At 72.6% G+C, this 21,888-nt stretch carries 11 protein-coding genes and 1 pseudogene; 7 read left to right on the forward strand and 5 right to left on the reverse strand.

What is annotated here, in order from left to right; all coding sequences use genetic code 11:
* Positions 1-6 precede the first annotated feature (6 nt).
* From OG522_RS09420 to OG522_RS09445, 6 genes and pseudogenes are all read left to right on the forward strand, one after another.
* A complete protein-coding gene (locus OG522_RS09420) occupies positions 7-231 on the forward strand; it encodes an MbtH family protein (RefSeq protein ID WP_329462494.1) in 225 nt (74 codons plus the stop codon).
* Entirely contained in the window at positions 224-9,376 is a 9,153-nt protein-coding gene (locus OG522_RS09425; RefSeq protein ID WP_329462495.1) for a non-ribosomal peptide synthetase, read from the forward strand. The genes OG522_RS09420 and OG522_RS09425 overlap by 8 nt, the downstream gene beginning before the upstream one ends.
* A 63-nt stretch (positions 9,377-9,439) precedes the next feature.
* Positions 9,440-10,207, forward strand: coding sequence for an ABC transporter ATP-binding protein (locus OG522_RS09430; RefSeq protein WP_329462496.1), 768 nt, complete (start codon positions 9,440-9,442; stop codon positions 10,205-10,207).
* The gene (locus OG522_RS09435) at positions 10,207-12,174 is read left to right on the forward strand and encodes an ABC transporter permease (protein WP_329462497.1); all 1,968 of its coding nucleotides are present in this window, start codon (positions 10,207-10,209) and stop codon (positions 12,172-12,174) included. Before OG522_RS09430 ends, OG522_RS09435 begins: the two co-directional genes overlap by 1 nt.
* An 88-nt stretch (positions 12,175-12,262) precedes the next feature.
* Positions 12,263-13,252, forward strand: a pseudogene (locus OG522_RS09440) (hydroxyacid dehydrogenase); the annotation flags it as partial.
* Positions 13,253-13,342: 90 nt separating this feature from the next.
* Positions 13,343-13,651: a chorismate mutase gene (locus OG522_RS09445; protein ID WP_329462498.1), complete on the forward strand. Its 309-nt coding sequence runs from the start codon at positions 13,343-13,345 to the stop codon at positions 13,649-13,651.
* Here the strand turns inward: OG522_RS09445 and OG522_RS09450 are convergent.
* Complete coding sequence (locus tag OG522_RS09450) at positions 13,542-14,150, reverse strand: hypothetical protein (protein WP_329462499.1); 609 nt, start codon at positions 14,148-14,150, stop codon at positions 13,542-13,544. The two genes, OG522_RS09445 and OG522_RS09450, sit on opposite strands and share 110 nt — an antisense overlap.
* Positions 14,151-14,284: 134 nt before the next feature.
* Positions 14,285-16,177, reverse strand: coding sequence for an AfsR/SARP family transcriptional regulator (locus OG522_RS09455; RefSeq protein ID WP_329462500.1), 1,893 nt, complete (start codon positions 16,175-16,177; stop codon positions 14,285-14,287).
* Between the two features lie 209 nt (positions 16,178-16,386).
* On the opposite strand from OG522_RS09455, the gene OG522_RS09460 reads away from it, so the two are divergent.
* Positions 16,387-16,575: a hypothetical protein gene (locus tag OG522_RS09460; protein ID WP_329462501.1), complete on the forward strand. Its 189-nt coding sequence runs from the start codon at positions 16,387-16,389 to the stop codon at positions 16,573-16,575.
* Between the two features lie 36 nt (positions 16,576-16,611).
* Here OG522_RS09460 and OG522_RS09465 read toward each other — a convergent pair whose 3' ends face one another.
* The 3 genes from OG522_RS09465 to murC all read right to left on the reverse strand — a co-directional run bounded on the left by OG522_RS09465 (position 16,612) and on the right by murC (position 21,862).
* Positions 16,612-19,602 carry an AfsR/SARP family transcriptional regulator gene (locus OG522_RS09465; RefSeq protein WP_329462502.1) on the reverse strand — a complete coding sequence of 997 codons (2,991 nt, stop codon included), beginning with the start codon at positions 19,600-19,602 and terminating at the stop codon, positions 16,612-16,614.
* Between the two features lie 441 nt (positions 19,603-20,043).
* Positions 20,044-20,448, reverse strand: a complete 405-nt coding sequence (msrB, locus tag OG522_RS09470; protein ID WP_329462503.1) for a peptide-methionine (R)-S-oxide reductase MsrB — start codon at positions 20,446-20,448, stop codon at positions 20,044-20,046.
* Between the two features lie 19 nt (positions 20,449-20,467).
* Positions 20,468-21,862, reverse strand: a complete 1,395-nt coding sequence (murC, locus tag OG522_RS09475; RefSeq protein ID WP_329462504.1) for a UDP-N-acetylmuramate--L-alanine ligase — start codon at positions 21,860-21,862, stop codon at positions 20,468-20,470.
* Positions 21,863-21,888 lie beyond the last annotated feature (26 nt).

Genomic DNA, 21,888 nt, shown 5'->3' on the forward strand with positions numbered 1-21,888 from the left:
TTCCCCATGGCGAACAATCCCTTCGACGACCAGGACGGCACCTTCCACGTCCTGGTCAACGGCGAGGAGCAGCACTCCCTCTGGCCGGCGTTCGCCGAGGTTCCCGAGGGCTGGACGGTCGCGCTCCACGGGGCGGGGCGTGCCGAGTGCGTGGCGTACATCAACGAACGGTGGACGGACCTGCGTCCGCTGAGCCTGCGCGCGCCGATGGCGGGGCCCTCCCATGTCTGACCGCGCCCCGGGCCCGGCCCGGCTGCCCCTGTCCGCCGCGCAGCGCGGCATCTGGTTCGCGCACGATCTCGACCCGACGGGCCGCCGCTACAACGTGGCCGAGTACAAGGAGATCCACGGCCCCGTCGATGCCGCGCTGCTCGCCGCCGCCTGGTACCAACTGGCCTGCGAGGCCGATGTGTTGAGGGTTTCGCTGATCGAGCACGACGAGTTCGGGCTGTGGCAGCTCCTCGACGCGGAGCCGGGCGCGCGCGCCCTGCACTTCTTCGACGTGAGCGGTGCGGCCGACCCGGAGGGCACCGCCCGGGGGTGGATGGACGACGACCTGGCGACGCCCGTGGACCTGTCTTCGGGCGCCCTCTACACGGTGGCGCTGTTCAAGGTCGCCGAGGACCGCTTCCGCTTCTACCAGCGCTACCACCACATCGTGATGGACGGCATGGGCGCGGCCCTGCTCGACGCCCGCTTCGCCGAACTGTACGAGCGGGCACTGGCCGGCGAGGAGTGGGGTCCGAGCCCCTTCGGCAGCCTGCCCGAGCTACTCCGCGAGGACGCCGAGTACCGGGTCTCCGAGGAGGCGGCCGACGACAGCGCGTACTGGGCGTCGCAGCTGGCCGGGCTGGCGGACCCGCCGCGGATCGCCGAGGGCCGCAGTCAGGACCCGGAACTCGCCGACACCCCGTTCGTGCGCCGCAGCGTGCGCCTGTCCGCGGAGACCGCCGAGCGGGTGCGCACGGTGGCGCGGTCCGCGCGGGCGCCCTGGACGATGCTGATGATCTCGCTGGTCGCCGCCTACGTACACCGGGTGTCCGGCAGGGACGAGATGGTGCTCGGGCTGCCGGTCACCGGCCGCACCACCGAGCTGACGCGCCGCACCCCCGGCATGTCGTCCAACATCGTGCCGCTGCGCCTCGGCGTGCGGCCGATGATGCGCCTGCCCGAGCTTGTGGGCGGGGTGCGCGACCAGGTGCGGGCGAGCCTCAAGCGCCAGCTGCCGCGGTACGAGGACCTGTGCCGCGGGGTGTCCGGCGGGGACTCGGAGCACCGGATCGCGGGGCCGATGGTCAACATCATGGCGTTCGCGCCCGGCCTGGCCTTCGGCGGACATCTCACCGTCCAGCACAACCTGAGCAACGGCCCGGTGGACGACCTCGCCATCGGCATCTACGACCTCGGCCAGGGGCAGGGGCTGCGCATCGACTTCGACGCGGCGCCCGGCTCCTGCGACATCGAGGCCGCCGCCGTCCACCAGGACCGCCTCCTCACCTTCCTGCACGCCGCCCTGGACCAGCCCGAACTACCGCTGGGCCAGTTGGAGTTGGTGAGCGCCGAGGAACGTCACCGGCTGCTCGTGGAGCGGAACGCGCCGGACGCCGAGGTCCCGGCCGAGGAGCGCACGCTCGCCGCGCTCTTCGAGGAGCAGGCCATGCTGCACCCCGACCGGGTGGCCGTCACCGACGGCGCCATCTCGCTGACGTACGCGCAGCTCGACGAGCGGGCCAACCGCCTCGCCCGGTTGCTCAGGTCCCACGGCGCCGGTCCCGAAGGCTATGTCGCGGTCGCCCTGGAGCGCTCCGCCGATCTGGTGACCGCGCTGCTCGCGGTCGTCAAGTCCGGTGCCGGGTATGTGCCGTTGGACCCCCACTACCCGGTGGACCGGCTCGCCTACATGCTCCGGAACGCCACCCCCGCACTGGTGATCACCACCGAGGCGGCCCGGCCGGGCCTGCCCGCAACCGAGGTCCCGCTGCTCGTCCTCGACGCGCCCGCGACCGTCCGGGAACTCGCCGCGGCCGACCCCGCGCGGCTCGCCGACGCCGACCGCACCACGCCGCTGTCCGCGGACAACCCGGCGTACGTCATCTACACCTCGGGCTCCACCGGCCGCCCCAAGGGCGTGGTGATCCCGCACCGCAATGTGGTGCGCCTGTTCACCGCCACCCGGCACTGGTTCGGCTTCGGACCCGACGACGTGTGGACGCTGTTCCACTCGTACGCCTTCGACTTCTCCGTGTGGGAGCTGTGGGGCCCACTGCTGCACGGCGGCCGGCTCGTCGTCGTCCCGCACGCCGTGAGCCGCGCCCCCGAGGAGTTCCTGGCGCTGCTCGCCGCCGAGCGGGTCACCGTCCTCAACCAGACGCCGTCCGCGTTCTACCAGCTCATGCAGGCCGACGCGGAGAAGCCGGTGGGTGAACTGGCCCTGCGGCGCGTGGTGTTCGGCGGCGAGGCGCTCGACCTCGGCCGTCTCGCGCCCTGGCAGCGCGCCCACCCGGAGGCTGTGCTGGTCAACATGTACGGCATCACCGAGACCACCGTGCACGTGAGTCATCTCGTGCTCGGCACCCATGACACGGCGGGCCAGACCCGCAGTCTCATCGGCCGGGCCATCCCCGATCTGCGGATCTACGTCCTGGACTCGGCGCTGCGGCCGGTCCCGGTGGGCGAGCGCGGCGAGATGTACGTGGCGGGCGCCGGTCTCGCCCGCGGCTATCTCGGCCGCCCCGACCTGTCGGCGGACCGGTTCGTCGCCGACCCGTTCGGCGATCCCGGCACGCGCATGTACCGCACCGGCGACCTCGCCCGGTGGCAGCCCACCGGCGGTCTCGAATACCTGGGGCGTGCCGACCACCAGGTGAAGATCCGTGGCTTCCGCATCGAACTCGGCGAGATCGAGAGCGTGCTGCTCGCGCTGGCCGAGGTGGCGAGCGGCGCCGTGGTGGTCCGCGAGGACCGTCCGGGAGACAAGCGCCTGGTGGCGTACGTCGTCCCGGCGGCCGGCGCCGGGCTCAGCGACCGTGAGCTGCGCGGCGCGCTCGGCGAGGCGCTGCCCAGCCATATGGTGCCCTCCGCGTTCGTGACGCTCGACGCGCTGCCGCTGACGGCGAACGGCAAGCTCGACACCAAGGCGCTGCCCGCGCCCGTCCACCTCGGCTCGACCAACGGCCGTGCGCCGCGAACCGAACGCGAGGAAGCGCTGTGTGCGCTGTTCGCCCAGGTGCTCGGGGTGGGGCGGGTCGGTGTGGAGGACTCCTTCTTCGATCTCGGCGGCGACAGCATCATGTCGATCCAGCTGGTGTCGCAGGCCCGCCGGGCCGGGCTCGGCCTCAGCTCGCGCGAGGTGTTCCGGCTCAGGACCCCGGCCGCGCTCGCCGAGACGGCGACGGCCTTGGACGAGCGGCCGGCGGAGGAGCCGGACGCGGGGCTCGGGGCCCTCCCGTTCACCCCGGTGATGCGCTGGGCGGACGAGCACGGCGGTCTGCTGGACGGCTACAACCAGTCGATGGTCCTGCGCGTACCGGCCGGCCTGACGCTCCCTCACCTCAGTGCCGTCCTTCAGGCACTGCTCGACCACCACGACGCGCTGCGCGCCCGGCGCACCGGCGACACCCTCTTCGTGGGACCCGCGGGTTCGGTCGCCGCCGCCGGGTGTGTGCGCCGGGTGGACGCGGCCGGTCTCGACGAGAGCGCGCTCGACGCGCTCGCGGGCGCCGAAGGCCGGGCCGCGCTCGGGTCGCTTGCGCCGGACGCGACCGGCGGCATGGTGCGCGCCGTGTGGTGCGACCGGGGTCCGGCGCAATCCGGGCTGCTCGTCCTGGTCATCCACCACCTGGTGGTCGACGGGGTGTCCTGGCGGGTGCTCGCCCCGGATCTGGCCCAGGCCTCGGCCGCCGTGTCGCAGGGCCGCACCCCGCAGCTCCAGCCGGTGGGCAGCTCGCTGCGGACCTGGTCCCGGCGGCTGGCCGAGTCCGCCACCTCGCCCGAACGCGAGGCCGAACTCCCTTACTGGACCGAGGTGTTGGCGAGCCCGGCCCAACCACTCGGCAGCCGGCCACTGGACCCGGCAGTCGACGTACTCGGCACGGCCGGGCGCCTCACGCTGAGGCTGCCCGTCGAGGTCACCCGCACCCTGCTCACCACCGTGCCCGCCGCCTTCCACGCGGAGGTCAACGACGTACTGCTCGCCGCGTTCGCGCTGGCACACCGCACCTGGCGGGGCGGCACCGAGCCGGTCCTGGTCGATCTGGAGGGCCACGGCCGCGAGGAGTCCGCGCTGCCGGGCACCGACCTCTCCCGTACGGTCGGCTGGTTCACCAGTCTGCATCCGGTGCGCCTCGACGCCGGCGGCGGCGACGACCTCGGGGCGGCGCTCAAGGCGGTCAAGGAGCAGCTGCGCGCGGTGCCCGACAAGGGCATCGGCTACGGCCTGCTCCGTCACCTCAACCCCGCGACCGCCCGGCACCTCGCCCCGCTCGGACAGGCGCAGATCGGCTTCAACTACCTGGGCCGGTTCGCCGCGCCCGGCACGCGAAGCGACTGGGCTGTCGTACCGCGGATCGCGGACGGCATTCCCGGTGGCACCCACGCCCGGCCGCTCGGGCACCCCCTCACCCTCGACGCCCTCACCCAGGACGGCCCCAACGGACCTGAACTGGTGGCGAGTTGGACCTGGGCATCGGGCATCCTGGACGAGCGCGAGGTGGCCGCCCTGGCCGCCGCCTGGTTCGACGCGCTGCGGGCCCTGGCCCACCACGGCTCGCTTCCGGGGGCCGGAGGACGCACCCCCTCGGACGTCGCTCCGGCCGGGCTCTCCCAGCGCGAGATCGAACTCCTGGAACGGCGCAGGCCCCGGCCCGCCGACCTGCTGCCGCTCGCACCGCTCCAGGAAGGGCTGCTCTTCCACAGCCTCCAGGCGGGCGACGGCGACGTCTACACCGCGCAGCTCAGGCTCGACCTGACCGGCCCGCTCGACCCCGACCGGCTGCGGTCGGCCACCCGCACCCTCCTGGACCGGCATCCGCACCTGGGCGCCGAGTTCCACCACGAGGGCCTGGCCCGGCCCGTCCAGCTGGTGCCCGGAGAGCTCGAACTGCCCTGGTACCAGGTCGACTTGACCGATCTGCCCGAGAGCGAGCGGGAGGAGGGCGCCGACGCGCTGGCCGCCGCCGAGCGGGCACTGGGCTTCGAGCCCGACCGGGCTCCGCTGTTCCGCTTCACCCTCGTACGGCTCGGCGACGACAGTCACCGACTGCTCCTCACCAACCACCACCTGCTGCTCGACGGCTGGTCCATGCCGGTCCTGATCCGCGAGCTCCTCACCCTGTACGCGGCCGGCGCCGACCCGTCCGGGCTCCCCCGGCCGCGCCCCTACCGGGACTTCCTGACCCATCTGGCCGCCGCCGACCGGCAGGCCGCGCGGGCCGCCTGGCGCGAGGCGCTCGCCGGTCTCGAAGAGCCCACCCTGGTACGGCAGTCGGACCGCGACCGCACCCCACAGGTGCCCGAACGGATCGAGTTCGCGCTGCCCGCGCCGGTGGCCGGCGCGCTCACCGAGCGGGCCAGGGATGCCGGGCTCACCCTGAACACGGTGTTGCAGGGCGCCTGGGCGCTGGTTCTGGCCCGGCTCACCGGCCGGGACGACGTGGTGTTCGGTGCGACGGTCTCGGGCCGGCCCCCCGAGCTGCCCGATGTCGAGTCGATGGTGGGTCTGTTCATCAACACCCTGCCGGTGCGGCTGCGCCTGGACCCCGCCGAGTCGCTCACCGCACTCCTGGACCGCATGCAGCAGGAACAGTCCGCGCTCCTGGGCCACCAGTACCTCGGGCTCGCCGAGATCCAGCAACTCGGCGGCGTGGGTGCCCTGTTCGACACGGCGATGGTCTTCGAGAACTATCCCCTCGACGTGTCGGCGCTGGCCGCCGCCACCGCCGGAACGGGGCTCTCGCTGGCCTCGGTGAGCGGTCACGACGCGGTGCACTACACCCTGGGTCTGGTCGCGCAGCCGGACGGCGACGGCGGGCTGCGCTTCCGCCTCGACCACCAGAGCGATCTGCTGGACGCGGCGCAGGCGGGCGCGGTCGCCGAGCGCCTGCTGCGCGTGCTCGTCACCATCGCCGAGGCGCCCGGCACACCGGTGGGCCGGATCGACGTACTTCCGTCGGCCGAACGCGCCCAGCTCCTCTCCGGCTGGAACGACAGCGACGTCCCCTCCGCCGGACGGCACTTCACCATCCCGGGGCTCTTCGAGGCCCAGGTGGCCCGCACCCCGGACGCCGTCGCCCTGGTGCACGGGACCACCGAGCTCAGTTACCGCGAGCTCAACACCCGGGCCAACCGGCTCGCCAGGCTGCTCGCCCGGCGCGGAGCCGCCCCCGAGCGGTTCGTGGCCATCGCCCTGCACCGGTCGGTGGACCTGGTGGTGGCGCAACTGGCCGTACTGAAGACGGGCGCGGCCTTCGTGCCGCTCGACCCCGGCTACCCGGCCGACCGGATCGCCTACATGCTCCGGGACGCCGACCCCGCCCTGGTCATCACCAGCAGCGCGGTGGCGGCGGACGGCCTTGTGGACACCGGGGCGCCGCGACTGCTCATCGACCGCACCGACTACCGGAGTTACTCGGGCAAGGGCCTGACCGCGCTGCGCGACGCCGCCCAGGCGGCCTACGTCATCTACACCTCGGGCTCCACGGGCCGCCCCAAGGGCGTCGTCGTCACCCATGCGGGCATCGCCTCCATGGTGGCCGGGCAGACGACGGGTCTGGCCGTCACTCCCGCGAGCCGGGTGCTGCTCTTCGCCTCGCCGAGCTTCGACGCGGCGGTGTGGGAGCTGTGCATGGCGCTGCTCACCGGCGCGCGTGCGGTGCTCGGCGACGCCGACCAGCTGCTACCGGGACCGGCGCTCGCCGCGCTCATCGCCGGGCACGGCGTCACGCACGCGACACTGCCGCCGTCCGCACTGCCCGTCCTGCCCGAGGACGCCCTGCCGCCCGGCGCCACGCTCGTGGTGGCCGGCGAGGCCACCGCGCCCGATCTGGTGGACCGCTGGTCGCGGGGCCGGCGCATGGTCAACGCGTACGGCCCGACCGAGTCGACGGTCTGCGCGAGCATGAGCGGCCCGCTGGCGGGTCAGGTGCTCGCCCCGATCGGCCGCCCGATCGCCAACACCCGTCTCTACGTGCTGGATCCACACCTCCAGCCGGTACCGGTCGGCACTCCCGGCGAGCTGTACATCGCCGGATCGGGCCTGGCCCGCGGCTACCTGGGCCGGCCCGACCTGACGGCCGACCGGTTCGTGGCCAACCCCTTCGGAGAGGCCGGCTCGCGCATGTACCGCACGGGCGACCTCGCACAGTGGCGCCCCGACGGCAACCTCGACTACCTCGGGCGCGCGGACCACCAGGTGAAGATCCGCGGCTTCCGCGTCGAGCCCGGCGAGATCGAGTCGGCACTCACCGCCCACCCGGGCGTCGAGCAGGCCGTCGTCCTGGTCCGCGAGGACCAGCCGGGCGCCAGGCGTCTGGTGGCGTACGTCGTCGGCGAGGACACCGCCGGCCCGAAGCTGCGTACCTTCCTCGGGGCGGCGCTGCCCGACTACATGGTGCCGGCGGCGTTCGTGCCGCTGACCGCGCTGCCGCTGACCGCCAACGGCAAGGTCGACCGCAAGGCGCTGCCCGCGCCCGAGCTGGGCTCCAACGGCGGGCGCGCGCCGGCGACCCGGCGCGAGGCCGTGTTGTGCTCCCTGTTCACCGAGGTGCTCGGGGTCGGCTCGGCCGGGGCCGACGACTCGTTCTTCGACCTGGGCGGAGACAGCATCATGGCCATCCAGCTGGTGTCCCGGGCCCGCGAGGCCGGGCTCGCCCTCTCGGTGCGCCAGGTGTTCACCCACCGCACGGTCGCGGCGCTCGCCTCGGCGGCCGAAGCAGTCCCCACCGAGGGCGAGTCGGCGACGGCGCCGGGGGCCGAAGGTCCCTTCCCGGGGCTTGAGGAGGAGACGGCTCTGCTGCTGCGCTCAGAACCCGACCTCATCGACGTACTGCCGCTCACCCCGCTCCAGGAGGGCTTCCTCTTCCACGCGCTGCTGAGCGACGACGACGGCGACGGGCCCGACGCGTACACCACCCAGCTCACCCTGGAGCTGGCGGGCCCGCTGGACGCGGACGCCCTGCGCACCGCCGCCGAGCGGCTGCTGGCCCGCCAGCCCGCGCTGCGGGCCGGGTTCCGTCACGAGGACACCGGACGAGCCGTCCAGGTCGTGCACGGCAAGGTGCCGCTGCCGTGGCAGTACAAGAAGGCGGACGAGGACGACGAGGTCCGCCGACTCGCCTTCGAGGAGCGGCGGTTCACCTTCGAGCTGGCGAGTCCGCCGCTGCTGCGGATGCTCCTGATCGAGCTGCCCGGCGAGCGTCACCGCCTGATTCTGACGGCCCATCACATTCTATGGGACGGGTGGTCGGTGCCGGTGCTGATCGAGGAGCTGTTCACGCTGTACGCCCAGCGGGACGCGGCCACGTCGCTGCCCGAACCTCCGCCGCTGCGCGGCTACTTCGCCTGGCTCGCCGGCCAGGAACCCACCGGCGCGGAAGCGGCCTGGGCCGGGGCCCTGGCGGGAGTCTCGCCCACGCTGGTCGCCCCGGGCTTCGAGCAGGCGAAGCAGCGGGCGCAGGAGTCGGTCCGCACCGAACTCCCCGCACAGCTCACGGCGCGGCTCCAGGAGAGGCTGCGCGGCGCCGGGCTCACCCTCAACACCGCGGTCCAGGGCGCCTGGGGGGTGGTGCTCGCCGGACTCACCGGCCGCACCGACGTGGTGTTCGGCTCGACCGTCTCCGGGCGCCCCGCCGAGGTCCCCGGCATCGAGCGGATGGTCGGCAACTTCATCAACACCCTGCCGGTGCGCGTCCGCATCTCCGCCGACGAATCGCTCGGCACCCTGCTCGCCCGGCTCCAGGAGGAGCAGACAGCGCTGCTGCTCCATCACCACCTGGGGCTCGGTGACGTCCAGCGGCTCGCGGGCAGCGGCCCCCTGTTCGACACGACCACGGTCGTCAAGAACACGCCACTGGAGGCGAGTTCACTGCTGGGACGGGCCGAGGGACTCGACGGGCTCCAGCTGACCGGCGGGGACAGCGAGGACGCCACCCACTACCCGCTGCGCATGCAGGCGGTTCCGGGACTCGACACCACCACCCTCGGCCTCCACCTCGGATACCTCCCCGATCTCTACCGGCGGGAAGAGGCGCGGGGGCTGCTCGACACGATGGTGCGGGTCCTTGAAGCCCTCGCGGAGGGTGGCGACACCCCGGTCGGACAACTGCGCGACCAGTCCCCGCAGCCCCAGGAAGACCTTCTGGCCCAGTGGGGCGGGTACTGAACTGTCCTGATCCATCCGCGAGTTCGTCCGGCCAGTACGACATCACTTGATAGGCGTTGAAGCATGGAAAACGACCAGGCAGTCAGGCTCGAACAAGTCAGCAGGTGCTACGCGTCCGGATCGTCGGCGGCGGTGCGCGCCCTAGACGGCATCACCGTCGGTTTCGACCGCACGACCTTCACCGCGATCATGGGGCCCTCGGGTTCCGGGAAGAGCACCCTGTTGCAGTGCGCGGCCGGCCTCGACCGGCCCGACGCGGGACGGGTGGTCGTGGACGGGGTCGATCTGGGCCCGCTCGGCGAGAAGGCGCTCACCGAGTTGCGCCGGGACCGGATCGGCTTCATCTTCCAGGCGTTCAACCTGCTGGGCGCGTTGAGCGCCGAGCAGAACGTGGGGCTGCCGCTGCGGCTCGCGGGGCGCCGCCCCCAGGCGGCCGAGGTGCGGGCCGCGCTCGCCCAGGTGGGTCTGGGCGAGCGCGGCGGACATCTGCCCTCGCAGATGTCCGGCGGCCAGCAGCAGCGGGTGGCGATCGCCCGCGCGCTGATCACCCGGCCGAAGGTGCTGTTCGCCGACGAGCCGACCGGCGCCCTGGACAGCAGTTCAAGCCGTACGGTCCTGGAACTGCTGCGCACGCTGGTGGACGAGCAGGGCCAGACGACGATCATGGTGACGCACGACCCGGTCGCCGCCTCCTACGCGGACCGGGTGGTCTTCCTGGTCGACGGCCGGCTCACCGACGAGATGCACCGGCCTACGGCCCAGCGGGTCGCCGAGCACATGGCGCAGCTGGAAGCCGGCGCGGAGCCGGTGGCCACGGACGGGGGCCGGTGATGGGCAAGTTCAGCCTGCTGCTTCCGGTGGCGGTCGCCACCCTGCGCAAACGGTGGCTCGGTTTCATCGGCTCGTTCGTCGCGCTCACCCTGGGCGTGGCTCTGATCGCCGCGTCGGGGCTGCTGGTCAGCACCTCGGCGGGGCTGGAGAACAACGACCCGTCGGCCCCCTCCCTGAAGAAGCTGCTCACCTTCATGGCGGGGATGTCGGGCTTCGTGTCCGTCTTCGTCGTGGCGTCCACGTTCGCGTTCGCGGTCGCCGGACGCCGCCGCGAGACCGCGCTGCTGCGGGCGGTGGGTGCAACGCCCCGCCAGATCCGGTTACTCGTGCTCGGTGAGGCGGTCGTCGTCTCGCTGGTCGCCTCGGTCTGCGGGGCGCTGCTCGGCCTCGCGGTGGCGCCCCTGTTCGCACGCTGGCTGGTGTCGAGGGGCGCCGCCCCCGAGGGCTTCACCGTGGACGCGGGGGCCGTTCCCCTGCTCATCGCCGCCTGCGTCGAGATCGCCGTAGCGGTGCTCGGCGCCTACGCGGCGGCCCGCCGGGCCGGGCGGGTGCGGCCCGTGGAGGCGCTCGGCGACGCGGCGGTGGACGGCCGGGTGATGACGCTCGGCCGCTGGCTGTGGGCCGTCGGCTACCTCGCGGTCTTCGCCACCGTCCTGCTCCTGTTCACGACCATGCCGGCCGCGATGCAGCACGATCCGCAGCTGCGCGATCCGCAGAACATGCCGGTGTGGTCGCTCTTGATCGACGTCATGGCGATCATGGCGATCGCCCTGTTCGCTCCGCTGCTCGTACCGCCGCTGGTACGGCTGCTCACCCTGCCGGTGCCGCTCGCATCCGGCGCGGTGGGCCTGCTGGCCCGGCAGAACGCCCTCAAGGCGGTACGCCGCACCGTCTCCACCGCGACCCCCATGTTCCTCGTCATCGGTCTCACCGGCACGGTGGTCGGCTCCACACTGACCTTCGGCGACGCCCGGAGCCTGCAGTCCCGTGCGGCGCTCAGCGCCCAGTACGTCGTGGAACCCACGAGCGGTGCGACCCTTCCGGCGGCGGCGGTGCGGCAGCTGCGCGCGCTGCCCGGCTCCCGCACCACCACGGTCCGCAGCACGCTCCTCACCGGCCTCGACGGCGGCGACTCCACGTCGTCCACGGCCACCGCGGGCACCATCTCGGCGACCGCGATCGACGGCGACGCGGCCACCACGTGGAAGCTGCCCACCCCCTCCGGCTCCCTCGACCGCCTCAGCGGGGCCACCGTGGCCGTGTCCGCGGCGCTCGCCCAGTCCAACGGCTGGCAGGTGGGCGACCGCCTCACGGCGTCGCTCGCCGACGGCACCCCGGCCACGCTGAAGCTGGTCGCGCTGGTCAAGACGCCACTGAGTCTCTCCGAAGTCCTCATCCCGTACTCCGTGGTGGCCGGCCACCTCGCCGGTGACCCGCAGCCCACCGCCGCCTATGTCTCCACCCGGCAGGGCTCGGCGCCCGTGGCCACGGGCACCAAGGTCACCGCGGCCGCCCAGTGGGGCAGCGGCGACAACGACCCGCGGGCCCGGTCCGACTGGATCGCGATGATCGCGATCCTGGGTCCCGCGCTGCTGTACGCACTGATCGCGATCGTCAACACGATGATGATGTCCACCGGCGACCGGCTGCGCGACTTCGCCACCCTGCGTCTGACCGGCGGCAACGATCGCCAGGTCCTCTCCATGGTGGGCCTGGAGGCGGTGCTCACCGCGGCGACCGCCACCGTGCTCGCACTGCTCGTCACCACGGGCACCCAGGCCGCCACCCTGATGCTCATCAACCGCCGCATCCTGGACGCCGGTTCACCGCTCACGCTCGGCCTGCCCTGGCCCGCGATCGGCGCGGCCGCGGCCGCCGGGCTCGCCCTCGCGCTCGTCTCCAGTCTCGTGCCGGCCAGGCTCGCGCTGCGCACCCGCGCGCTCGACCTCGCCGGATCCCGCCAGTGAACCGCATCCGCACAGCCGCGGAGCCACACCCGCACAGCCGCCTCCGCAGAGCCACCTCCGTAGCGCCACACCAGAGAGAAGGCCGATCATGAGCTTCGCCACGCTCGTCCCCCTTGCCGGGTCAGTACCGGCAACTCCCGTGAACAGACCGGTGGTTCTGCTGGCCGAGGAGCTGTCCCCCGCCACTGTCGACGCCCTCGGTACGGAAGTGGAGGTGCGCCGCTGCGACGGCAGTGACCGCGGTGAGCTGCTCGCCGCGCTCGCCGACGCGAACGCGGTGCTGATCCGCTCGGCGACGGCCATGGACGCCGAGGCCATCGCCGCGGCACCGCACCTGAAGGTCATCGCGCGGGCGGGCATCGGCCTCGACAACGTGGCGGTGGCCGAGGCCACCGCCACCGGGGTCCTGGTCGTGAACGCGCCCACGTCCAACATCGTCAGCGCCGCCGAACACGCCATCGCGCTGCTGCTGGCGGTGGCCAGGAACGTGGCCCCGGCGGACGCCGCGTTGCGGGCCGGCCGCTGGCAGCGGGCGCGCTACACCGGCGTCGAGCTGTCCGGCAAGGTGCTCGGCATCGTCGGACTCGGCCGGATCGGCTCGCTCGTCGCCCACCGGATGGCCGCGTTCGACATGCGGGTCATCGCCTACGACCCCTACGCGGACGCCGAGTCCGCCGAGCGTGCCGGAGCCCGCCTCGTACCCCTGGACGAACTGCTCGCCCACTCCGACTTCATCACCGTGCACCTTCCGAAGACCCCCGAGACGCTCGGCCTGATCGGTGCGGGCGCGTTCGCCGGGATGAAGCCGGGAGTGCGGATCGTGAACGCCGCGCGCGGCGGCATCGTCGACGAGGACGCGCTGTACGCCGCGTTGCGGGAGGGCCAGGTCGCGGGGGCGGGTCTCGACGTCTTCGCCACCGAGCCCTGCACGAAGTCGCCGCTGTTCGCCCTGGAGAACGTGGTGGCGACCCCGCACCTGGGCGCGGGCACCGCCGAGGCCCAGGAGAAGGCGGGCACGTCGGTCGCCGCCTCCGTCCTGCTCGCCCTGTCCGGTGCCCCGGTTCCGGACGCCGTCAACGGCTGAGGACCCGGCTCCCGCGGCCTGCCCAGCGCCCTCGCGGGCTCGCCGTCCCGCACGTCAACCGCCCAGCCGCACAAGGAGAGCGCCATGACCCAGCAGACCCTGTCAGGCACCGGCCCGGCCGTCGCCGAGGCCGCGATCGCGAACCTCAGGAGCTCCATCGACGCACTGGACGCCGAGATCCTCACGCTCCTGGAGCGGCGCCGCGAGCTGTCCGAGGGCGTCCAGCGGGCCCGGATGTCCACGGGCGGGCGCCGCACCGAGTTCAGCCGCGAGAACGTGATCATCAAGCGGTACGCCGACCTGTTCGGGCGGCCGGGAGGAGCCATCGCCATGACGATTCTGGAGATTTGCCGGGGCTCGACATCAACGCGAGCCAGTAGCATCCGGCGCTGACCACGAGAAGGTCCAGGCTCAGCGCCATCGCCACGGCGCCCAGGAGCACGAGGAGCGGAGCGAGCAATCCGCCGGCCGTTTTGACGGGTCGGCGGATGGCCGCTGTCATGAGCAGGGCCAGCAGACCCACGTAGAACAACAGCGGCCCGACGGTGTACACGGCGGGGGTGACGGCGGGATGCGCCTTGACGGCGAGGAACAGCGCGTCCATCCCGCCCCGGTCGGCCGCCCGGAACCCGACCACGAGGTCGATGACCGCCTGCACGATCCCGGCGGCAAGCCCCGTCAGGGCGACCGCGGCCGCCGCGGTGGCGGCCGGGTGTAAGTGCCGCCGGCGCAGTCCCCGTACGACGGGTACGAACAGGGCGAGCGAGCCGAGCAGCAGCAGATGCCCCGTCGTCCATGCAGCGCCGGGGCCCTCGGCGTCGCCGGACAGCCGGACGATGCCGTACGCGGCGAGGAGGGCGGGGGCTGCCGTGCCGTACCGGTGAAAGGTCATGCGCCGATCGTCGCGTGCGGGGACCGCCGGGCCATCGGGAAGGACCCGGGCACCAACCCTCCCCCGACCCCTACGGGTTGGGGCCGGACATGGCTGAACCCCGGCCCGTCCGGGCCGGGGTTCGGTGGGCCTGCTCAGCCCGCCTGGGCCAGGGCGACCCGTACGGGTCGGTGCACGGGCAGGGACTGTACGTACAGCAGGACGAGCCGGTGGAAGCGGAAGTGGAAGGTGGCGGTGTCGGGGCCGCCGGCCTCGCCGAGGGGGCGAACGGTCTCCAGGAGCGCGCCCTCGGCCAGCCGCTCCACGAGGTCCTCGGCCCGCCGGTCGGGCAGCCCGAGCACGGTCGCGGCCGACGCGGCGGAGAACGGCCGCTCGCCGAGCACCGAGAGGCGGGCGAGCAGCTCGCGGCTCTCCTCGTCGGTGCGCTCCAGCCAGCTCGCCAGCGATGCGGTCAACTCCAGCTCTCCGAAGGAGAGTTCACCGAGCCGGGCGTCGGGTTCGGCGAGCCGGCGGGCGAGCCGGGCGACCGACCAGTGGGGCCGGGCGGCCAGCCGGGCCCCCGCGATGCGCAGCGCGAGCGGCAGTCCCGCGCAGTGGTCGGCGATCAACCGGGCGGCCCCGGGCTCGGCGGCGGTGCGGGCCTTGCCCGCCGTCGCGCTGAGCAGCCCGAGGGACTCCTCGGGACTCATGGGTTCGAGCGGGAGGGTGAAGGGCCCCGCGGTGACGGCGAGATGGGCGTGGCCGGTGACCAGTGCGGCCGCGGTCGGACCGGCCGGCAGGAGCGGGGCGAGCCGGCGGCCGTCCACCGCGTTGTCGAGCAGCACCAGGATCCGGCGCCCCGCGGTGCTGGTGCGATAGACCCGTACGAGTTCGTCGAGGTCGTGCGGGGCCGGGCCGGGCGGCTGCTCGCCGAGCGCGTGCAGCAGGTGGACCAGAACGTCGCGGGGGTCCTTGGGGGCGCCGTCCGGACCGGTCAGGTCGGCGTACAGCTGACCGTCGGGGAAGTGCTCGCGGCTCTGGTGCGCGGCGTGCACGGCCAGCGCGGTCTTGCCGACGCCGGCCATTCCGGTGATCAGGCAGCGGCGCGTCGTCGGCTGTCCGCCGGGGGCGAGCAGGCGGCGCAGGGCCGCGAGTTCACGGCCGCGACCGGTGAATCCGGCGGTGTCGGGCGGCAGCATGGCGGGCGCACGGACGGAAGCCGGCGCGGGGCGGGTGTGCGACACGGCCGGCTCGGGTTCCAAGGTGCGGACGGCGGCCACGGACAGCGGCTGCCGCTCCACGGACTCGGGTTCGAGGTCCAGGATTCCACGCAGCACCGCTTGATGAGTATCCGTCAGGTCGGTGCCGGGGTCGACTCCCAGTTCCTCGGCGAGCACCGCGCGGCCCTCATGGAAGGCGTGCAGGGCGTCGGCCTGACGGCCGCAGCGGTACAGGGCCGTCATCAACTGGGCGCGCATCCGCTCGCGCAGCGGGAAGTCCGCCACCAATCGGGTCAGTTCGGCGACGATCTGGTGGTGCCGGCCGAGCGCGAGATCGGCTTCCATCCGATTTTCCAGCGTGGCCGCCCGGCCCTCCTCCCATTGCGGAATTTCTTCCTCCGCGAGAAATTCCGTGACATTCACCAACATGGGGCCCTGCCAGAGTTCCAGCGCATTGCGCAGCAGACTTCCCGCGTCCTCATATCGGTGTTCCTGGAGCGCTTGGCGGCCGAGCCGGTCGAAGCGCTCGTATTCCACGACGTCCACCAGACTGTCGCCGGTCTTGATCGCATAGCCGGGCGAGCGGCGCTCCAGGGTGGCCTCGGGCTCCAGGAGCTTGCGCAGCCGCGACACGTAGGTGTAGATCTGCGCGCTCATCGTCGCGGGCGGGTTGGCGCCCCACAGGAGCCGGCTCAGCCGGGAGTCGGGCACCACACGGCCCCGGGCCAGCAGCAGGGCCGCGAGAAGCGTGTGCATCTTCGTACCCGACAGAGCGATCCGCAGGTCCTCGCGTCTGGCCTCGACCGGGCCTAGCAGGTGGAAGTCCATGGTTCCCCGTTCAACGATGGGCGTGGTGGCGACTGTGTGCCCCACCTTGTCCAACCGCTGTGTCCCACCGATTTTGAATCGATTTCATCACCCGGAGAGCTGTTCATCCGGCGACGAAATCGAAATGATAAGGCGCCAACAGAACAGCTCCCTAGCGTCCTTCTCGGATCGCAGCCAAGGCGGCGGCGAACGAAACGAGGAGCATTCAGATGAGCTTCATCCGCAGCACGACGGGCGTCATCGTGGCCGGCATCTTCGCGGCGGGTCTCCTCACCGCCGGCGCCGCCGGAATCGCCCAGGCGGACGAGTCGACCACCACGCCCACCACAGTCACCGCCCCCGCCGCCTCACCGGCGCCGACCACCTCGGTCACCCCCGGCGAGAACCCCTGGAACTGACCCCGCGTTCGCCCCCCGGCAGCACCGGGCAGTTGCTCAGCCGTCGAGCAGCCCGGTCAGTTGCCCGGTCGGCACCGGGACGCCCGGTGCGGCCGACTCGACCAGCGCGATCAGCCGGTCGGCACGCTCCAGCCAGTTCTTGGCGGCAACCGTCGTGAACGCCTCGCGGGCCCGCTCGAAACGGTCCACCGCCCCGGCCCGGCCCGCCATCGCGTCCATGCAGCCGAGATCGATCTCGATCCGCCCGCGCAGCAGGTCGTCGGACAGCTCGTCCGCGATGCCGAGGGCCGGCTGCAAAGCCTCCTGAGCCTCGGTCAACTCCCCCTGGCGCCACATGGTTTCGCCCATCAGGCGCAGTGCGTACATCTCCCCGACCCGGTCCCCGCCCGCCCGGGTCAGCGCGATCACCTGCCGGCTCGCCCGGCACGCCTCGTCGGTCCTGCCGTCGCGCAGCAGCGTCCCGGCGAGCCAATACAGGCTCTGCGCCTCGGCCCGCCAGAAACCGCCCTCGCGGCTCCTGGCCACCGCCTGCTCGGTCAGTTCGACGGCGCGGGCGAGGTTGCCGCGCTGCGTCTCGATCTGGGCGAGCAGGCCCATCGAGTGCACCGCGCTGCGGACCTCCCCGATCCGCAGCAGCACCTCCATCGCCGCCTCGCAGTGCTCGGCGGCGCTGTCCATGTCGCCCTCGAAGTGGGCGCAGATCCCCAGCAGTCGGCGCACCCGGGCGGCGCCCGACTCGTCACCGGTCTCCTCGCACAGCCGCAGTGCGGGTACCAGGCGTTCCTGCGCGCCCTCGTAGCGCCGCTGGTTGATGGCGAGCGAACCGAGGGAACGCAGCATCATCGCCTCGCCCGCCCGATCACCGCCGCGCCGCGCCGCGGCCAGCGACTGCTCGGCGCAGGACTGCCAGTCCTCCAGGCAGTGCCGGGTCTCGAACAGGGCGGTGGCCGCGGCGGTGAGCAGCCAGCTGACGGCGGGTTTCGGCGACTGCGCAGCCTGCCCGATGACCCCGACCATGGCCGAGCGCTCCGCCTCGAACCACTGCATGGGGTCGGCGAGGAGTTCCTCGACCAGTGACTCCGGCAGCGCGGGCCGGTCGGCCCGGCGACCGAGTCCGCCGTGGCCCTCGACCCTGCGGTGGGCCTCCTCGGCGATCGAGAGCCAGTCGCCGAACGCCCTGTCCAGGGCCGCGGTCCGCTCCTCCTCGCTGTCCTCGGCGAGCGCGAGCTCCCAGGCGTACAACCGCAGCAGGTCCTGGAAGCGGTAGCGGGCCGGCGCCCCCGGCGGCCCCGAGACCACTTCGAGGAGCTGGGCGTCCACGAGCTGCTCGATCAGGTCCTCGGCCTCCCACAGATCGGTGTCCACCACGGAGGCCCCGACCCAGGCCGCGAAGTCGGGGGCGTTGAGCAGGCCGAGTCTTCGGTACATGCGGGCGGCGGCCGGATCCAGGTCGCGGTAGCTGAGCCAGAGCCCCGCGCGCACTCCGCCCTGCCCCGGGCTGAGTTCGTCGAGCCTGCGCCGCTGATCCTCCAGACGGCCGACCAGGGAGCGCAGCGACCAGTGCGGGCGGGCGGCGAGGCGGGCCCCCGCGATGCGCAGGGCGAGCGGCAGCCGGTCGCAGAGCTCGCTGAGCCGGGCCGCGGCCACCGGATCGGCGTTGAACCGGTCGGGTCCGGCCACCTGCGCGAGCAGCTCGGTGGCCTCGCCCTGGGCGAGGGTGGGCAGGGCGAGGCGCAGCACGTCGTAGTCGCCGGTCAGGTCGTCGATGGCGTCCCTGCTGGTGATCAGTACACAGCAGCGGCCGGCGCCGGGCAGCAGGGAGCGCACCTGCTCGAAGGAGCGGGCGTTGTCGAGCAGGATCAGCATCCGCTTGTTGTCGAGCACGCTGCGGTAGAGGGCGGCCCGGTCCGTGGGGTCGGACGGGATCTGCGGGCCGGGCACACCCAGCGAGCGCAGCAGCCGGTCGAGGGCGGCGCCGGGCGAGACGGGGTCGTCCTTCTCGTCGTATCCGCGCAGGTCTATGAAGAGCCGGCCGTCGGGAAAGCGGGCGGCGACCTGGTTGGCCCAGTGCACCGCGAGGGCGGTCTTGCCGACTCCGGCGACTCCGGCGACGACACCGACGGCCAGGGGGCGCGAGCCGTAGTTGTCGTCCAGCATCCGGTCGAGACCGGCGAGTTCGTCCATCCGCCCGGTGAACGCCGCTATGTTCGCGGGGAGTTGGGAGGGCACCGTGGTGATCAGCGCCGGCGCGGCGTCGACCGCGGGCTGCGCCAGGTCCGGCGAGTCCTGGAGCACGAGGTCGTGCAGCGACTGGAGCGCGGGGCCGGGCTCGATGCCGAGCTGGTCGACCAGGATGTCGCGCCCCTCCCGGAAGATCTCCAGGGCCTTGGCGCGGCGCCCGGAGCGGTACTCGGCCAGCATGAGGAAGGCACGCGCCTGCTCGCGGAGCGGGTTCTCCCGTACCAACGCGGACAGTTCGCCGATCAGCGCCCGGTGCCGGCCGAGCTGGAGCTGGAGCCCGGCCCGCTCCTCGCGCAAGTCGAGCCGGAGTTCCTCAAGGCGGGCCGCGGCCGATTCGGCGACCTCGCTGTCGATCCCCTCAAGGGCACGGCCGCGCCACAGGCTGAGCGCCTCCTCCACCAGGGTGCCGGCCTCGGCCGCCTGCCCACGCCGGGCGGCGTCCCGGGCGCGACTGGCCCACTCCTCGAACTCCCTGACGTCCACACGGTGTTCACCGGTGGACAGGATGTATCCCGGGTGGGAGGTGACGATCAGGTCGTCAACCCCTGCGGCCTCCTTGAAGATCTTGCGGAGCGCCCCGACGCAGATGGCGATCTGGTTGCGTGCCGTGGTGGGCTCTCTGCCCTGCCAGACCGCCTCGATCAGGCTGTCCACGGAGACCACCCTGTTCGGCGCGAGCAGCAGCGTCGTCAGGACGATCCGCTGCCGGGCACTGCCGAGCGCGACCCGCTCGCCGTCCACCTGTACGTCCAACGTGCCGAGCAGTCTGAACACGATCTTGCGCACAAGTCTGATTCCCCCAGTCCCGGCGTCCCCCAAGGTCATTTGACCATCCCGCGCAGCCCCGCCGGGCGGCTCCGCGAGGATCAAGCATTGAATTCAGCCATCCTGGACCTTCGCATAAGAGACCCCACGCCCCCGTCGGGGGATCCCCCACACCTCTTGCAGGCCTTGTCGGAAAAGGACTTCCGCGCCGAATCGGCCCCCGCACACCCGCTCTCTCGTTCGAAACGATCAGGCCGGACGCGACACGAGCCACATCGGTCCACACGGGGCGGCATCCGGCCCGGCACTTTTCGGGCGGCAGCGCCTCGCGGTCGGCCCACCGAACGACCGGTCGCCGTCCGCCGCGCCGATCCTGGCCGATTGTCGGACCGAATCAGGCCGTAAATCGCCTCTGCCGGACGCCAGGCGTCCGGCAGGAGGCTCATTCCACCGGCATAGGCCTCACGCCGGCGGCGTCAGCTTCAGCGAAATACTGTTGATGCAGTACCGCTGGTCCGTGGGCGTCGGATACCCCTCACCCTCGAAGACGTGGCCGAGGTGCGAGCCGCACCGGGCGCAGCGGACCTCGGTGCGGAGCATGCCGTGGGAGCGGTCCTCGATCAGTTCGACCGCTTCGGTGTCCTTCGGGTCGTAGAAGCTCGGCCAGCCGCAGTGCGACTCGAACTTCTCGGTGGAGGTGAAGAGTTCGGCCCCGCAGGCGCGGCACGAGTACACCCCCTGCGTCTTGGTGTCGGTGTACTCACCGACGAAGGCGGGCTCGGTACCGGCCTGGCGCAGCACCTGGTACTCGGCGGGGCTCAGTTCCGCGCGCCACTGCTCGTCCGGCTTTTCGACGTCGTACGCCATGGGGTGCTCCTCGGTCGGATCAGTTCGACAGGCGGGCCAGGATGGCCGGGCCGAGGTCCGTCACGTCGCCCGCGCCCATGGTCAGAACGAGATCGCCCGGGGCTGCCATTCCCGCGATGACGTCCGGGACGGTGTCCTTGTCGTGGACGGCGGTGACCTGGGCCCCGGCCGTCTTCGCGGCGTCGATGATCAGCGCGCTGGTGACCCCGGGCAGGGGGTCCTCGCGGGCCGGGTAGATGTCCAGGACGACGGAGGAGTCGGCGAGCGCCAGGGCCTGCCCCATCTCCTTGCCCAGTTCCTGGGTGCGGGAGAAGAGGTGGGGCTGGAAGACCACGAGGAGGCGGGAGTCGCTGGCCGCGCCCCGCATCGCTTCGAGGTCGGCCGTCATCTCGGTGGGGTGGTGCGCGTAGGAGTCGATGACCTGGACGCCCTTCGCCTCGCCCTTGAGCTGGAGGCGGCGCTTGACTCCGGTGTACTTGCCGAGCGCGGAGGCCAGGTTGTGCGCCGGGATGCCGAGCGCCACACCGGCCGCGAGGGCGGCGACGGCGTTGTGGGCGTAGTGGCGGCCGGGAACGGAGACGGTGAAGGTCAGGTACTTGCCGTTGAGGACGACCGTGACCTCGGAGGTGAGCCCGCGGGGCGTCACCTTGTGGACGCGTACGTCCGCCGTCTGCGACTCGCCGTACGTCACGACCTTCAGCGACGACAGGTCGCGGACGCGCCGGGTCAGCTCGACCGCGCCGGGCTGGTCGGCGGCGATCACCAGGGTGCCGCCGGGGACGACCTTGCCCACGAACGTCTCGAAGGAGTCGTAGATCTCGTCCATCGAGGCGTAGTTGGCGTGGTGGTCGAGTTCGACGTTGAGGACGATGGCGACCTCGGGGTCGTACTTCTGGAAGCTGCGGTCGCTCTCGTCGGCTTCGGCCACGAAGATGTCGCCCTCGCCGTGCCGGGCGTTGGTGCCGGGTCCTTCGAGGTCGCCGCCGATCGCGTACGAGGGGTCCAGGCCCAGCTCGGTCAGGGCGACGGCCAGCATGGAGGTGGTGGTCGTCTTGCCGTGGGTGCCCGCCACGGCGATGGCGCGCAGGCCCCCCATCAGCGAGGCGAGCGCGTCGGAGCGGTGCACGACGGGCACGGAGAGCTCGGCGGCGCGGGCGAGCTCCGGGTTGTCGGCGCGGATCGCGCTGGAGACGACCACGCAGGTGGCGTCGTCGGCGAGGTGGCCGGCGGCGTGCCCGATGTGCACGGTGGCGCCGAGCGCCCGCAGCGCCTGGGCGGTGGCGGATTCCTTCGCGTCGCTGCCCGCGACCTTGGCTCCGCGCTGGGCCAGGATCTTCGCGATGCCCGACATGCCGGCACCGCCGATGCCGATGAAGTGCGGCCGTTCCATGGCGGTGGGAATGGCGGATGCCATGCGGTTCTCTCCCCGGGTGCGACGTA

Origin of the sequence: Streptomyces sp. NBC_01431 (assembly GCF_036231355.1) — a bacterium.
Classification (GTDB): domain Bacteria; phylum Actinomycetota; class Actinomycetes; order Streptomycetales; family Streptomycetaceae; genus Streptomyces.

Coding starts and splice junctions, on each gene's coding strand:
- OG522_RS09420 (WP_329462494.1), top strand. CDS start 7: ATGGCGAACAATCCCTTCGACGACCAGGACGGCACCTTCCACGTCCTG.
- OG522_RS09425 (WP_329462495.1), top strand. CDS start 224: ATGTCTGACCGCGCCCCGGGCCCGGCCCGGCTGCCCCTGTCCGCCGCG.
- OG522_RS09430 (WP_329462496.1), top strand. CDS start 9,440: ATGGAAAACGACCAGGCAGTCAGGCTCGAACAAGTCAGCAGGTGCTAC.
- OG522_RS09435 (WP_329462497.1), top strand. CDS start 10,207: ATGGGCAAGTTCAGCCTGCTGCTTCCGGTGGCGGTCGCCACCCTGCGC.
- OG522_RS09445 (WP_329462498.1), top strand. CDS start 13,343: ATGACCCAGCAGACCCTGTCAGGCACCGGCCCGGCCGTCGCCGAGGCC.
- OG522_RS09450 (WP_329462499.1), bottom strand. CDS start 14,150: ATGACCTTTCACCGGTACGGCACGGCAGCCCCCGCCCTCCTCGCCGCG.
- OG522_RS09455 (WP_329462500.1), bottom strand. CDS start 16,177: ATGGACTTCCACCTGCTAGGCCCGGTCGAGGCCAGACGCGAGGACCTG.
- OG522_RS09460 (WP_329462501.1), top strand. CDS start 16,387: ATGAGCTTCATCCGCAGCACGACGGGCGTCATCGTGGCCGGCATCTTC.
- msrB (WP_329462503.1), bottom strand. CDS start 20,448: ATGGCGTACGACGTCGAAAAGCCGGACGAGCAGTGGCGCGCGGAACTG.
- murC (WP_329462504.1), bottom strand. CDS start 21,862: ATGGCATCCGCCATTCCCACCGCCATGGAACGGCCGCACTTCATCGGC.